Origin of the sequence: Achromobacter marplatensis (assembly GCF_002209535.1) — a bacterium.
GTDB lineage: Bacteria > Pseudomonadota > Gammaproteobacteria > Burkholderiales > Burkholderiaceae_B > Achromobacter > Achromobacter marplatensis.
Window position 1 is genome coordinate 596,731 of record NZ_NJIG01000003.1, and the last position, 13,551, is coordinate 610,281.

A 13,551-nucleotide genomic window follows, 5' to 3' on the forward strand; every position below is an offset into this window, starting at 1 on the left:
GCGCGCGGATCAGCGGCGCGCCGAAAAGACCAGGCCTTGCGGGCGAAACGCCAGCACCACGGCCATCAATACGTAGATCAGCATCGACGCCAACGCCGGCCCGACCGCGTTGGCGACCGGCGCGTCGAACACGGCGCGCAGCAGGTCCGGCAGGAAGGCGCGCCCCAGCGTGTCGATCATGGCGATCAGCAGCGCGGCGATCAGCGTGCCCCGCACCGAGCCGATGCCGCCCACCACAATGACCACCAGCGCCAGGATCAGCACCGGTTCGCCCATGCCCGACTGCACCGACAGGATCGGACCCGCCAAGGCGCCGGCCACGCCGGCCAGCACGGAACCCAGCAGGAACAGCAGCGTCTTCAGCAGGTCCACATTGGCGCCCAGCACGCTGGCGATAGGCGCGTTGCTGGCGCCAGCGCGGATCAGCATGCCAAAGCGCGTGCGCTGGATCAAAGACCATGCGCCTACTGCCACCAGCGCGCCCACCCCGATGATCATCAGCCGATACACGGGATAGTCGTTGCCGAACAGGCTGACCGCCCCTTCCAGCGTCTGGGGCACCGCCGCGTAATACGGCCGGCTGCCCCAGATGACCGAGGCCAGCTCGTTGAAGAACATCATCAGCCCGAACGTGGCCAGCACCTGGTACAGGTGGTCGTGCCGGTACAGCGGACGCGCGATCAGCCGTTCCAGCACCACACCCACGAATCCGCTGCCCGCCACCGCGGCCAGGATGGAGAACGTGAAAGAGCCGCTGGCGTTGTAGGCGGTGGCCCCCAGGAAGGCGCCGATCATGTAGAGCGAGCCATGCGCCAGGTTGATGAAGTTCATGATGCCGAAGATCAGGGTCAGCCCCGACGACATCAAGAACAGCAACGCACCCAGTTGCAGGCCATTGAGCAATTGCGACAGCAGCAGCGATCCATTCATCGGACGTCTCCCGAGGGCGGTCGCCCCGTCACTTCAGCGGGCAGTCCGCCACGTAGGCGTCCTGGTGGTCCTTCAGCACGGTGGCCAACTGCTTGACGCCCACGCCCTCGCCCTCTTTCACCACCTGGTAGGCATACAGGTTCTGCACGGGCATGTTGTTGGTGTTGAACCGGAACGTGCCGCGCACCGACGGGAAGGTGGCGCCCGCCGCTTTCACGGCCGTGGCCAGCGACTTGCTGTCGCCCACTTTTCCGCCTTGCGCGCGCACGGCGGCGTCCAGCAGATAGGCCGCGTCGTAGCCGCCCACGGCGTACTCCGACGGCAGGCGGCCGTACTTGGCCTTGAAAGATTCGACGAACTTGCGGTTCTGCGGATTGTCCAGCGTGGTCGCCCACGGCGTGCCGTAGATCGCGCCCACGGCCTGCTCTTTCAGCGCGGTCAGCGTGTTGGAATCGATCAGGCTTTCCGAGAAGAAGGGCAGCTTTTCCATCAGCCCGGCCTGGCGCAGCTGGCGCACGAAATTCACGCCCACGCCGCCCGTGTAGAAGGCGAACAGCGCATCGGGGCCGGCAGACTGCATGCGCGAAATCTCGGCCGAATAGTCCAGCTGCCCCAGCTGCGTATAGACCTCGTCGGACGGCTCCGCGCCATAGAAGCGCTTGAAGCCCGCCAGCTTGTCCTTGCCCGCCTGATAGTTGGCCGACATCAGGTAGGCGCGCTTGTAGCCCTGATCCTTGACGTACTTGCCCATGGCCTCCGACATGCTGTCGTTCTGCCACCCCAGCACGAAGAGATTCGACAGGCACATGCGGCCGGCGATGGGCGCGGGGCCGGCGTTGGTGGACAGCGCCACCACGCCGGATTCCTTGATGCGCCGCAGTTCGGCCATCAGCACATTCGAAAAACCCAGGCCGACGATGACGTCGACCTTGTCCTTTTCGATGAATTTCTGCACGACCTGCGCGCCCACGTCAGGCTTGAGCTGATCGTCCTCGCGGATCACCACCGCCTTCTGCCCGCCCAGGCTGCCACCCAACTGCTCGATGCCCAGCATCAGCCCGTCGTACTGGTCCTGGCCCAGCGCCGCCTGCGGTCCGGACAGCACGCCCGTAAAGCCTATGCGGATGTCGGCACGCGCCGATTGCGGCGCAGCTACGGCCAGGGTCGCCACCGCAGCCAGTGCGGCAAGGCCGCTTGGGATTGCTTGCATCTGATGTCTCCTTGGGGGTTGAGCGGCGGCGCCGTTCTACGCGGCGCCTGCCTTGATGCGTCAGAGCTTCACGCAGACATTGCGCAGCTCGGTATAGAACTCCAGCGAATGCACGCCGCCCTCGCGGCCGATGCCCGATTGCTTGGCGCCGCCGAACGCCGTGCGCAGGTCGCGCAGGAACCACGAATTGATCCAGCAGATGCCCACGTCCAGCGCCGCGCCCAGGCGATGGGCCGTGCCGACGTTGCTGGTCCATACCGTCGCGGCCAGGCCGTAAGGCGTAGCGTTGGCCAGGGCAATGGCTTCCTCTTCCGTATCGAACGGCGCGATGTGGCAGCACGGTCCGAAAATTTCTTGCTGGATGACGGCGGACGATTCCGGCAGGCCCGTCCACACGGTGGGCTGGATCCAGGCGCCCGCGGCCAGCCCGTCTGGCATGTCCGGCACGCCGCCGCCCGCCACCACCGTCGCGCCCTCTTCGCGGGCGCGAGCGTAGTAGCTCAGCACCTTGTCGCGATGGCGCTGCGAAATCAGGGGCCCCAGGTTCACGCCGGGGTCCTTGGGCCGTCCTAGCTTGAAACCCCGCGCCCGCTCGCCCAGCGCCGCGACGAAGCGCTCGAAGATGGGCCGCTGCACATAGACGCGCTCGGTGCCCAGGCAGACCTGCCCCGTGTTGTCGAACGCGGCGCGGGCGATGCCCGCCACCGCGCGGTCGAAGTCGGCATCCGCGAAGACGATGCCCGCGTTCTTGCCGCCCAGCTCGAACGACACGGGCCGCACGCCCACTGCCGCCGCCTGCATGATGGCTTGGCCGGTACGGGTTTCGCCCGTGAAGGTGATGCCGTCCACCAGCGGGTGGCGGCTGAGTTTTTCGCCAGCGGAATCGGGCCCGAAGCCGTGCACCACGTTGTAGACGCCGGCCGGCACGCCGACTTCGTTCATGACTTCGCCCAACAGCGTGGCGGTGCCCGGCGTGTCTTCGGACGGCTTGACCACGACCGTGTTGCCGCAGGCCAGCGCCGGCCCGACCTTCCAGGTCATCAGCAGCAGCGGCAAGTTCCACGGGCAGATCACGCCGATGACGCCGCGCGGCACGCGCACGCCGTAGTTCAAGGCGTGGCCGCCGTCCGGCGTTTCCAGGTCGAAGGTCTCGTTGGGAACGTTGCGGATCAGGTCGGCGAAGATCTTGAAATTGGCCGCGCCGCGCGGGATGTCCAGATGGCTGGCCAGGTCGTAGGGCTTGCCGGTGTCGGCGATCTCGGCGTCGACGAAATCGTCGAAACGGCGGGTGATGCCGTCGGCCACCGCGTGCAGCAGTTCTACGCGCTGCTGCGTCTTCAGCGCGCCCCACGGGCCGCGCAGCGCCGCCTTGGCCGCCCGCACCGCGGCGTCCACTTCAGCGTCGCCGGCTTCATGCACCCGGCCGATCAGCCGGTTGTCGACCGGATCGCGGTTGTCAAAGGTCTTACCGGTCTCGACCCAGCGGCCGTCGATGAAATTGCGGAAATCGGTCATTGCGCCCTCGGTTGTGACAGGTCGGCCAGCGCGCCTTCGGGGTCGCCGGCGGTCAGGTATTCCCACATGCGTTCATAGATGCGGCCGGTGCCTACCGCGCGGGCCGCGGCCTCTGCCGGCGACAGCACCGGCGCGCCGTCGGCCAGCCCCGCCGCGCGCAATTGCCATTCGATGCGGGCGGCGTCTTCCAGATACCAGGTCAGCACGGTGGCGTGCAGCAGCGACTCGGCGGCCACCACGGCGCCGTTGCCGCGCATCGCGATCGCGCTGGCCGCCCCCCAGGGTTTCGGCCACGCCACGCGCCTGCGCATCGCTGCGCACCAGTTGCGGGTCGTCCCACAACGGCACGGCGGGCGAAAAATAAGAGCCCATGCCGTGGCGCGCGGCCGGCGTGACGCGCGCCGAAGACAGGGTCATGACAGTGGGCGGCATGGAACGGATCACGCCGCCCACGTCCGGCCGCAGCCGATAGATGTGCTGGTGGATGCGCACTTCGCCCAGCACGCCTTCGGGCAGGTCGCCATGCACCGGCACTACCGTGCCCGCCTCACCGGGTGCGATCAGGCCCATGGGCCGCGCCGCGCACACCAGGAAATGGTCGGCATCCAGCCGGCTGCTGCAATGCCCGTAGGCGTGGACCAGATTGGCCCGGGCCAGCGCGCGCGCGGCGACGCGCACCAGCGCCTCCTGCCCGGCGCTGGCGTCCTTGCGCGATGCGCTCATGTCTTGAACTCCGGGATATCGGGCTTGGCGCCCCACATGCAGAACGACGACGGCACGGCGGGGAAGCTGCGCGGCCGATGGGTCTTTTCCTCTTCGGCGCTGATCAGCCTGACGCCGGTGGAGTATTCGTAGATCATCCCGTCCGGGCCGTCGAAATACAGGAACATCGCGCCCGAGGTCGGATGCCGGCCGGGGCCGAAACGGATCGGCACGTTCCATTCGCGCAGCTGATACCAGGCGCGCATGATGTCGTCGATGCTTTCGACCTGATGGTTGATGTGCTGCACGCCCGGGTACGAGGACGGGAACAGCGCGATCTTGTGATGGACTTCATCAATGCGCAGCAACGGCGCCTCGCCGATGCGGTCGCTGACCCGGGCAGACAGCAGGCCCGTCCAGAAGGCCTCGTCGCGCCGCGGGTCCAGTGTGCGCAGGCCGATATGCGAGAAGCCCGTGACGCCGGCATCGCGGCCGGGGAAGTAGCGCCGCCCGCTATGTTGCGGCGCCAGCACCAGTTCGATCCGATTGCCGGAGGGGTCGGTGAATTGCAGGAAATCGCGCACGTAGCGCTGCTCGGCATCCTCGCGCCGCCCGGCCGCGACTTGGTAGCCGCTGCGCTCGAGCACGGCGCCGGCACGCTCCAGTTCGTCGGGCGAATCCACTTCGAACGCGGCGGTGTGGTCGCGCGGATCGCCTTCGAAATAGCAGAGGGTGTGGTCGCGGGAGTCGGACTTGAAATACGCCGCGCCGTGTTCCTTGCGGGCAAGCTCCAGTCCCAGCACCGCGGTCGCGTAGCGCACCGCAGCGTCCAGATCACGGGTGCCCAGCCGGACGTACCGGATGTCATGTAGCCGTATCACTGCTTGTCTCCAGGTGCGCCTGCCGCCGGCATCGTGCCGGGGGAATTTTTCCGCTGGATTGGCGGCGCTTTTTTCTACGATAGGCAGCGTAAATCTCGAAGTCAACAATTTTTATCGAGATTTTCTTGGCGTAGTGCTACAGTGCTCTTCATGTCTGACGGAACCCCGCTCCCCTCGCTTGCCCACACCGCCTCGGCCAATACCCTGGTGGGCACGGCCTATGTCAACCTGCGGCGCGACATCATCCAGGGCAAGCATCCGCCCGGCTCACGCCTGCGCGTCGAACACCTGAAAGACGATTACGGTGTGGGCGCGGGCACGCTGCGCGAAGCGCTGGCGCTGCTCGTGTCGGACGCGCTGGTGATCGCACAGGGGCAGCGCGGCTTTCACGTCACGCCCATTTCGCTGGAAGACTTCCGCGACATCACCGAGAACCGCGTGCTGCTGGAAACCGAAGCGTTGCGCCAGTCGATCGCGGTGGGCGACGATACCTGGGAAAGCGCCGTGCTGGCCGCCTTCCACCGGTTGAGCAAGGCCGAGCAGCGCCTGGCCGCGGACCCGGAAGCCCGCTTCGAGGAATGGGAGCAGCGCAACCGCGAGTTCCACCGCGAACTGATCAGCGCTTGTCCGTCGCGCTGGATGCATCATTTCCTGGGCATCCTGTATCAGCAGGCCGAGCGCTATCGCCGCCTGACCGTCACGCGCAAGCCCATCGCGCGCGACTTGCAGGATGAACACCAGGGCATCCTGGATGCCACGCTGGCGCGCGACGCCGACCGCGCCTGTGCGCTGCTTGCCGCGCACATCCGCCTGACTTACGACGCGGTCGCGCAATTGCCCGCGGACTTGTTCACGTCGGCGTGATGGCCAGCAGGGCTTTGCCGCCAGCGGGCGCCCGAGTTGAAAAAAACCCACACTCGACGCGCCGCACGCCCTGCCCCCGTTGATTCGCCTACATCACTTCTATAGAATCAGCAATACGGGCCTTTGCCCATTTCCTTTTTCGTCCACTCAAATCACCGACAGGGAGGCTGCATGATGACTCACCCCATGCCCAACGCCGTCCCGCGCGTGTCCCCGCGACGCCATTAAGTCGTCGCCCGCGCGGAGCCATCGCTAGACCGTTACCTAGCGACCGGTCCTCCGTGCCCGCTCCAAACCCCTGAACGCAGTCGCCGGTGCCCTTGGCATCTGGCTTGTTATCCCCTCTTTCCTCACAAGGACATCCTGGCGTGTCTTGTGCCGCCAGGCCATTGTTATGGCTAGAAAAAAAATAGACTTTCGAGGACAGGCCTTTAAGGATGTCCTGGGCTTTACCTTCCGCCACTGGGGCCTGCAACCCTGGCGCACGCTCGTCATCGTGGTGCTGGCATTGTTGTCGGCCGTGGCCGATATCCTGACCCCGATGTACGCGGGCCGGCTGGTCGACGCCGTCGCGTCCGGTTCAACGGGCGACGATCTGGCCTGGAGCGCCGCCCTCACGGCTTTCTGGCTGCTGGTGGCGCTGGGCGTGGGCGGCACCTTGCTGCGCCAGGCCGTGTTCCAGAACATCATCACCTTCACGTTGAAGATGATGAACGGCATCGTGTCCAACGCCTTTTACCGGGTGCAGCGCTTTTCCACCGACTGGCATGCCAACAGCTTCGCCGGCTCGACAGTGCGCAAGATCACGCGCGGCATGTGGGCCGTCGACATCCTGAACGACACGCTGCTGGTCGCGCTGCTGCCATCCGTCGTGATGCTGGTGGGCGCCACGGCCTTGCTGGGCGCGCACTGGCCGCTGATGGGGCTGGTGGTGGGCCTGGGTTCCGTGCTGTACATCGCCGTCACCGCGGCGCTGTCGCTGGGCTTCGTGGCGCCGGCCGCGCGTCTGGGCAATGCCTGGGACACGCGCATGGGCGGCGCGTTGGCGGATGCCGTCAGCTGCAACGCGGTCGTCAAGGCCTTCGGCGCGGAGACCCGCGAAGAAGTCCGGCTGGACCGCGTGGTCAACAAGTGGCGCAACCGCACCCGCCGTACCTGGGTGCGCGCCACGCTGAACGGCGGCATCCAGGGCGCGATGCTGGTGGTGATGCAGGCCGCCATCCTGGGCGCGTCGCTGCTGCTGTGGTCGCGCAACCAGGCGACGGTAGGCGACATCACCTTCACGCTGACGATGTTCTTCGTGCTGCAAGGCTATCTGCGCGACGTGGGCATGCACATCCGCAACCTGCAACGTTCGGTCAACGACATGGAGGAACTGGTGGCGATGGAACGCCAGCCTCTGGGCGTGACCGACCGCGCCGGCGCGGGTGCGATTAAGATCACCAAAGGCGAAATCCGCTTCGAGGACGTGACGTTCCGCTATGGCTCGCACAACACCGCGCTGTACGACAAATTCTCCGCGCGCATCGCGCCCGGGGAACGCGTCGGCCTGGTGGGGCATTCGGGCTCGGGCAAGACCACGTTCATCAAGCTGATCCAGCGTTTGTATGACGTGAACGGCGGCCGCATCACCATCGACGGGCAGGACATCGCCCTGGTGAAGCAGGCGTCGCTGCGCAGCCAGATCGCCATCGTGCAGCAGGACCCGGTGCTGTTTCACCGCACCCTGGCGGAGAACATTGCCTACGCCCGGCCCGGCGCCACCCAGGCCGAGATCGAGCAGGCCGCCCGGCTGGCCAGCGCGCATGATTTCATCATGTCGCTGCCCAAGGGCTACGACACGCTGGTGGGCGAACGCGGCGTGAAGCTCTCGGGCGGTGAGCGCCAACGCGTGGCGATCGCGCGGGCGTTCCTGGCGGACTCGCCCATCCTGATCCTGGACGAGGCGACCTCCAGCCTGGACAGCGAAAGCGAAGTGCTGATCCAGCAGGCGATGGACCGGCTGATGGAAGGCCGCACCACGCTGGTGGTCGCGCACCGCCTGTCGACCGTGCGCGCCCTGGACCGCCTGCTGGTGATGGACCATGGCCGCATCATCGAAGAAGGCAGCCACGATGCGCTGATCCGTTTGAAGGGCGGCCTGTACCGGCGCCTGTTCGAACGCCAGGCCCTGGAACTGACCAAGGGCATGACGGCGGCGGAACTGTTGCAGGATGGCGCCACGGCGCCTGCCGCCAAAGAGGAAGACGTGGACGAAGACGCCTACGCCTTCGGCAAGTAAGCGGCGCTGCCGTGAAAGAAAAAGGGCCTGGCGCAGCAATGCGTCAGGCCCTTTGTCTATCTTGCCCCGCCTTGTCGTGATGCGTTTCAGGCCGGGCGTTGCGCGAACGTCAGCCGCAAGCCGAAACCGATCAGCGCGGTGCCGAAGATCACGCTTTGCACCTTCTGCGCCCGCGGACTGGACGACATCCAGCGCCCCACGGCCCCGCCCGCCAGCGCGCACACCACGTCGAACGCCAAGCCGAGACTGACCAGGATGACGCCCAGCAGCGCGAATTGCGGACCGATCGGCCCATGGTCCGGCGACACGAACTGCGGCAGCAGCACCGAGCAGAACAGCAGGGCCTTGGGATTGAGCACATTGGTCAACACGCCGGCCATCAACGCGCCGCCCAGGCCCGAGCCTCGCGGCGGCGTCTGGCCGGCAGCGTCCAGCACCACGGGCCCGGCCCGCAGCAGCCGCACGCCCAGCCACATCAGATAGATGCCGCCCACGGTGCGAGCGGCGTCGAACGCCCACGGGTGGGTCTTGAACAGGGCCGCCAGCCCCAATGCCGCCAGCGTCACGTGGGCGGCGCGTGCAATGGCCAGGCCAACGGCGACCGCCAACGCCTGCCCCCGTCCCCGCAATACGCCCGTCTCCAGCAACAGGATCATGTCCGGCCCGGGCACCACGTACACAATCAGCAAGGCCCCAAGAAACATCGCCATATCGGCCATCACCGCGCTCTCCCGCGCATTCTTCAAGGCGATCATTCTAGGAAAATCGGACTGGCATGTGCTTGCGATTCATGCCAATCCGATTACCATGATTGGCATACTCGTCTTCTTTATCCACTCATTTCTTGAATCTATGCCAAAGCGCGACCTGGATGCTTATGACCGGCGCATTCTCGAGGCCTTGCAGCAGAACGGCCGCCTGACCAATGTGGAGCTTGCCGAGCAGATCGGCCTGTCGCCCTCGCCCTGCCTGCGCCGCGTGCGCATGCTGGAAGAAGCGGGTGTGATCCAGGGCTACGAGGCCCGGCTGGCGCCGGACGAAGTCGGCCTGGGCCTGACCGTATTCGTCGGCGTCAAGGTGGAGCGGCACCACGAACGCGATGCCGAGCAGTTCCGCAAAGAAGTCAGCGCGCTGCCGGAAGTGATCGCCGCGCACCTGGTGTCCGGCGAATCCGACTTCCTGCTGCAGGTCGTGGTGCCGGACCTGCGCGGTTACGAGCGCTTCCTGCTGGGAACGCTGCTGAAGCTGCCGGGCGTAAAGGACATCCGCAGCAACTTCGCCATCCAGACGGTCAAGCCGCAAAGCCCGCTGCCGCTGGACCATCTGGGCAAGTAACCCGCCCTAGGGCATGGCCGCCGCCGCCCGGTCCACCGCGGCGCGCCGCCGATCGAACCGCGCCTGCGACATCTCCAGGTAACGCTGGACCACCGCCGGCTCGGACGTCTTGGGCGTGCCGCCGGGAAACGGCGGTTTGGGGTCGTATTCGATCTGCAGCTGGATCAGCTTGGCGACGTCGTCGCCGCAAAGCGCCGCCACGACCTTCAGGCCCATGTCGATGCCCGAAGTCACGCCGCCCGCGGTGTAGGTGTTGCCGTCCACGCACAGGCGCTCGTCGGTTGGGATGGCGCCGAAGCGCGACAACAGTTCGCGCGCTCGCCAATGGCTGGACGCCCGCTTGCCGCGCAACAGCCCGGCCGCCCCCAGCAGCAGCGACCCCGTGCAAATACCAAACAGATATTGCGCGTCTTGCCCCTGCTTGCGCGTGAATGCCACCCAATCGGGGTCAACAATGGCATCATCCGTGCCCGGCCCGCCGGGCACGACCAGCAGATCGCAGGGCGGCGCGGACGCCAGCGTCTGGGTGGGCACGAATTGCAATCCGCGATCGCACCGTACCGGATCCCGCGTTTTTGCGACAAAATCCACGGTGAAGCCCGGCGCGTTCGCCAGGACCTCATAGGGGCCGGTCATATCCAGCTGGGTCAGCCCTTCGAACAAGAGAATATTCACATGCATGACGATGCTCCTTCAAGAACGCCAACGCCCAGCATAGGCGGACGCGCCCAGTCCGTTGCGCCACAAATGGCGGAAAACGCGCCACAACGCGTGCTGTTCGTGCTGTTCGACGGCTTTCAGCCGCTGGACCTGGCAGGCCCTTGGCAGGCATTCAGTTCGGCAAACGAAGAGGCGGGAAAGGCGCTGTACCAGTTGAACACGATTGCCGCCGAACGCGTCGTCAGCACCTGGGAGCAAGGGCTGCGCATGCAGGTGGACGGCACCTTCGAAGAAGACGGCGACGCACCGGTCGACATGCTGCTGGTGCCGGGCGGCCCCGGGGTCGACCGCGCCAGCGCGCACGCGGAAACACGCGCCTGGCTACGCCGCCGCGACGCCGGCGCCGCGCGCACGTGCAGCGTCTGTACCGGTGCGTTCGTCCTGGCCGCGGCGGACCTGCTCAACGGACTGGCCGTCACCACGCACTGGCGCTCGGCGGACCGGCTGCGCCAGATGTACCCCGCGCTGCGCGTGCAGGACGACCGTATCTTCATCGAAAGCGGCAAGTACTGGACCTCTGCCGGCGTCACCGCAGGCATCGATCTGGCGCTGGCCCTGATCGAACGCGACCATGGCGCGGCACTGTCGCAGCAGGTGGCGCGCCGGCTGGTCGTCTTCATGCGGCGCGACGGCGACCAGCGCCAGTACAGCCAGAGCCTGCGGCTGCAAGACCGCGTCGCCGCACCGTTCCGCGACCTGGTCGAAAAGATTGAAGCGCACTTGTCGGCGCGCTGGTCGGTGGACGACATGGCGGACGCCTGCCATATGTCGCGGCGCACCTTCCAGCGCAAATTCGCGGCGCATTTCGGCGTGGCGCCCACCGAAGTGCTGCGGCGCCTGCGCGAAGAACGGGCCAGCGCGCTGCAAAGCACCGGCAAGCTGCCGCGCAAGACCGTCGAGCAGCACGTGGGACCGTTGCATAAAAGGCCGGAACGGCTTTCCTGAAATGCCGATCACCGACAGCCCCTGCCCCGAATGCGGCCATCCCCTAGCCACGCGCACGCAGGGCATGAGCCTGATTGCGGAATGCGCGCATTGCGGCTGGATGGTGGCCACGACCAATCCCAACCACCCCTTCCATGACCGCACGCCCTACACGGTGCGCGCGCGTGCGCAAGGCATCGCGCGCGGCACCGCCATCGCCCGCCTGTCGGCAACCTTGGGCACCGGCGTCCCCGTCGCGCGCGCCATCCTCGACCAGGGCCTGCCCGTGGCGGAAAACGTTTATGCGTACGAGGTGATCCGGCTGCACAAGCTGCTCTGGCCGCAAGGCCTGTCGCTGCAGGTCACGCCGGAATTCACCTGGGAACTGGACGACAGCCTTTAGCCCGCCAGCCCCACGGACATGCCGCCGCACACGTACAGCAGTTGCCCCGTGATGAAGCCGGCGCGCCGGTCCAGGAACAGGGCGACGCTGTGCGCCACCTCTTCCGGCTGCCCGACCCGGCCCACGGGGATGGAGGCTTCCAGCGCCAGCGTCTTCGGCTGGCCGGGTGGGTTCGACTGGTTGAACAATTCGGTCGCGATCGGGCCTGGCGCAACGGTGTTCACGGTGATGCCGTCGGCGGCCAGCTCCAGCGCCCAGGTGCGCGTCATGCCGGCCAGCCCCGCCTTGGACGCGCCGTACACCGTTCGCCCGCCCTTGCCCAGCGCGGCGCGGCTGCCGATGTTGACCACGCGTCCGTAGCCCGCCTGGCGCATGCCCGGCAACAACGCCTGCAACAGCAGCACGGGCGCCGTGACATTCAAGGCCATCGTGCGCAGCAAGTCTTCCTCGGACACGTCCTCGATGTTGGCGACCTGGATCATCCCCGCATTGTTGACCAGGTGCAGCACCGGCCGCTCGGCCGCCAGCTCGCGCGCCGCCTCGCGGGTGGCCGCCGCATCGCCCAGGTCGACCGAGCGGAAGGTCTCGCCAGGGAGCAGTTGGTCGGGCGCGCGGCGGCTGAAATTGACGACCTGATAGCCGTCCTGCACCAGGCGCGCCACGATGGCGCGGCCGATACCCCGGCTGCCGCCGGTGACAAGTGCGATGGGGGTGTTCATTGCGCGGTGATTCCTTTGTCTTTGATGAGTCCGCCCCATTTCTTGCGCTCGTCGCGCTCGAAGGCCGCCAGGTCGTCGCCGAAAAGCGTACCGGGTTTGGCGCCCATGGTGGCGAAGTTGGTGGCGATGGCCTGGCTTTGCAGGCCGCTGCGCGCGGCATCGATCAATTGCTTGACCACGGGCGCCGGCGTGTTGCGCGGCGCGTACAGGGCGAACCACGCCGTGACGTCGAACCCGGGCAGACCCGACTCCGCAACGGTGGGCAGGTTCGGCACCGACGGATCGCGTTCGCCGGATGTGACGGCCACCCCGCGCACCAGATTGCCGTCCTTGATCTGCGCCAATGCGCCCGGCAGGTTGTCGAACAGCAGATCCACCTGGCCGCCCGCCACGGCCGGCAAGGATGCGGACGTGCCCTTGAACGGCACGTGCAGCATGGTCACCCCCGCCATCGATTCGAAATACGCGCCCGTCAGATGGACCGACGATCCGATGCCGGGCGAAGCATAGGTCAGCTTCTTGTCGGGCGATTGCTTGGCCGCCTTGATGACGTCGGCCACAGTCTTGTACGGCGATTTGGCGCTGACGGCGATCACGTTGGGCGTCGTGGAGACCAGCGCGATCGGTACCAGATCACGTTCGGGATCGAACGTCATGTTGCTGTAGAGAAACTGGTTGATGGTCTGCGTGCCGATGGTGCCCAGGCCCAGCGTGTAGCCGTCCGCCTTGGCGCGGGCCACGTACGCCATGCCGATGTTGCCGCCAGCGCCCGGCTTGTTTTCCACCAGCACGGTCTGCTTCAAACCCGGTTGCAGCGCATTAGCGATGGCGCGGCCGAAGATGTCCGCGCCGCCGCCCGGCGGATACGGCACGACGACGGTGACGGGGTGTTCGGGATAGCCGGCGGCCTGGGCCGCGGGCAGCGCCACAGCCGCCAGGGCGGCGGCGGCAAGCCAGCGCCGCGCGGCGCGCGGATGCACGAATTGCGTCATGAATTTTGTCTCCTATCGAACTCGCTTATTGCGGGTTTCTTCTTAAGGCTTTCGCGGATACTCAAAGTACGTAAA

General features: G+C 66.7%; 14 protein-coding genes. 5 read left to right on the plus strand and 9 right to left on the minus strand.

Features of this window, described 5'->3' with window-relative positions; genetic code table 11:
- Positions 1–9: 9 nt before the first annotated feature.
- From CEY09_RS09720 to CEY09_RS09740, 5 genes are all read right to left on the minus strand, one after another.
- Positions 10–930 (minus strand): branched-chain amino acid ABC transporter permease, encoded by a 921-nt coding sequence (locus CEY09_RS09720; RefSeq protein WP_088588468.1) that lies wholly within the window; start codon positions 928–930, stop codon positions 10–12.
- Between the two features lie 28 nt (positions 931–958).
- Positions 959–2,140, minus strand: coding sequence for an ABC transporter substrate-binding protein (locus tag CEY09_RS09725; RefSeq protein ID WP_088588469.1), 1,182 nt, complete (start codon positions 2,138–2,140; stop codon positions 959–961).
- A 60-nt stretch (positions 2,141–2,200) separates the two neighbouring features.
- On the minus strand, positions 2,201–3,655 hold the full coding sequence (locus tag CEY09_RS09730) for a 2-hydroxymuconic semialdehyde dehydrogenase (RefSeq protein WP_088588470.1): 1,455 nt from the start codon (positions 3,653–3,655) through the stop codon (positions 2,201–2,203).
- Positions 3,656–3,727: 72 nt separating this feature from the next.
- Positions 3,728–4,378, minus strand: a complete 651-nt coding sequence (locus CEY09_RS09735; RefSeq protein ID WP_337360712.1) for a class II aldolase/adducin family protein — start codon at positions 4,376–4,378, stop codon at positions 3,728–3,730.
- Positions 4,375–5,238, minus strand: a complete 864-nt coding sequence (locus CEY09_RS09740; RefSeq protein WP_088588471.1) for a VOC family protein — start codon at positions 5,236–5,238, stop codon at positions 4,375–4,377. The genes CEY09_RS09735 and CEY09_RS09740 overlap by 4 nt, the downstream gene beginning before the upstream one ends.
- Before the next feature lie 150 nt (positions 5,239–5,388).
- On the opposite strand from CEY09_RS09740, the gene CEY09_RS09745 reads away from it, so the two are divergent.
- Both CEY09_RS09745 and CEY09_RS09750 read left to right on the plus strand, forming a co-directional pair.
- Positions 5,389–6,102 (plus strand): GntR family transcriptional regulator, encoded by a 714-nt coding sequence (locus tag CEY09_RS09745; protein WP_006224130.1) that lies wholly within the window; start codon positions 5,389–5,391, stop codon positions 6,100–6,102.
- A gap of 394 nt (positions 6,103–6,496) precedes the next feature.
- Positions 6,497–8,383, plus strand: a complete 1,887-nt coding sequence (locus tag CEY09_RS09750) for an ABC transporter ATP-binding protein (protein WP_088588472.1) — start codon at positions 6,497–6,499, stop codon at positions 8,381–8,383.
- 86 nt (positions 8,384–8,469) lie between these two features.
- On the opposite strand, the gene CEY09_RS09755 is transcribed toward CEY09_RS09750, so the two are convergent.
- On the minus strand, positions 8,470–9,138 hold the full coding sequence (locus CEY09_RS09755; RefSeq protein ID WP_234818260.1) for a LysE family translocator: 669 nt from the start codon (positions 9,136–9,138) through the stop codon (positions 8,470–8,472).
- 97 nt (positions 9,139–9,235) lie between these two features.
- Here CEY09_RS09755 and CEY09_RS09760 point away from each other — a divergent pair, with 97 nt between their 5' ends.
- Positions 9,236–9,718 carry an Lrp/AsnC family transcriptional regulator gene (locus CEY09_RS09760; protein WP_006224133.1) on the plus strand — a complete coding sequence of 161 codons (483 nt, stop codon included), beginning with the start codon at positions 9,236–9,238 and terminating at the stop codon, positions 9,716–9,718.
- A gap of 6 nt (positions 9,719–9,724) precedes the next feature.
- Here the strand turns inward: CEY09_RS09760 and CEY09_RS09765 are convergent, their stop codons facing one another.
- Complete coding sequence (locus tag CEY09_RS09765; protein WP_088588473.1) at positions 9,725–10,399, minus strand: DJ-1/PfpI family protein; 675 nt, start codon at positions 10,397–10,399, stop codon at positions 9,725–9,727.
- A 66-nt stretch (positions 10,400–10,465) separates the two neighbouring features.
- Between CEY09_RS09765 and CEY09_RS09770 the strand changes: the two genes are divergently transcribed.
- Positions 10,466–11,383 (plus strand): GlxA family transcriptional regulator, encoded by a 918-nt coding sequence (locus CEY09_RS09770; protein ID WP_006224135.1) that lies wholly within the window; start codon positions 10,466–10,468, stop codon positions 11,381–11,383.
- A gap of 1 nt (position 11,384) precedes the next feature.
- On the plus strand, positions 11,385–11,765 hold the full coding sequence (locus CEY09_RS09775; protein ID WP_088588475.1) for a zinc ribbon domain-containing protein: 381 nt from the start codon (positions 11,385–11,387) through the stop codon (positions 11,763–11,765).
- Here the strand turns inward: CEY09_RS09775 and CEY09_RS09780 are convergent.
- A complete protein-coding gene (locus tag CEY09_RS09780; protein ID WP_006224137.1) occupies positions 11,762–12,484 on the minus strand; it encodes an SDR family oxidoreductase in 723 nt (240 codons plus the stop codon). The genes CEY09_RS09775 and CEY09_RS09780 overlap by 4 nt on opposite strands.
- Entirely contained in the window at positions 12,481–13,476 is a 996-nt protein-coding gene (locus tag CEY09_RS09785; RefSeq protein ID WP_006224138.1) for a Bug family tripartite tricarboxylate transporter substrate binding protein, read from the minus strand. Before CEY09_RS09785 ends, CEY09_RS09780 begins: the two co-directional genes overlap by 4 nt.
- Positions 13,477–13,551 lie beyond the last annotated feature (75 nt).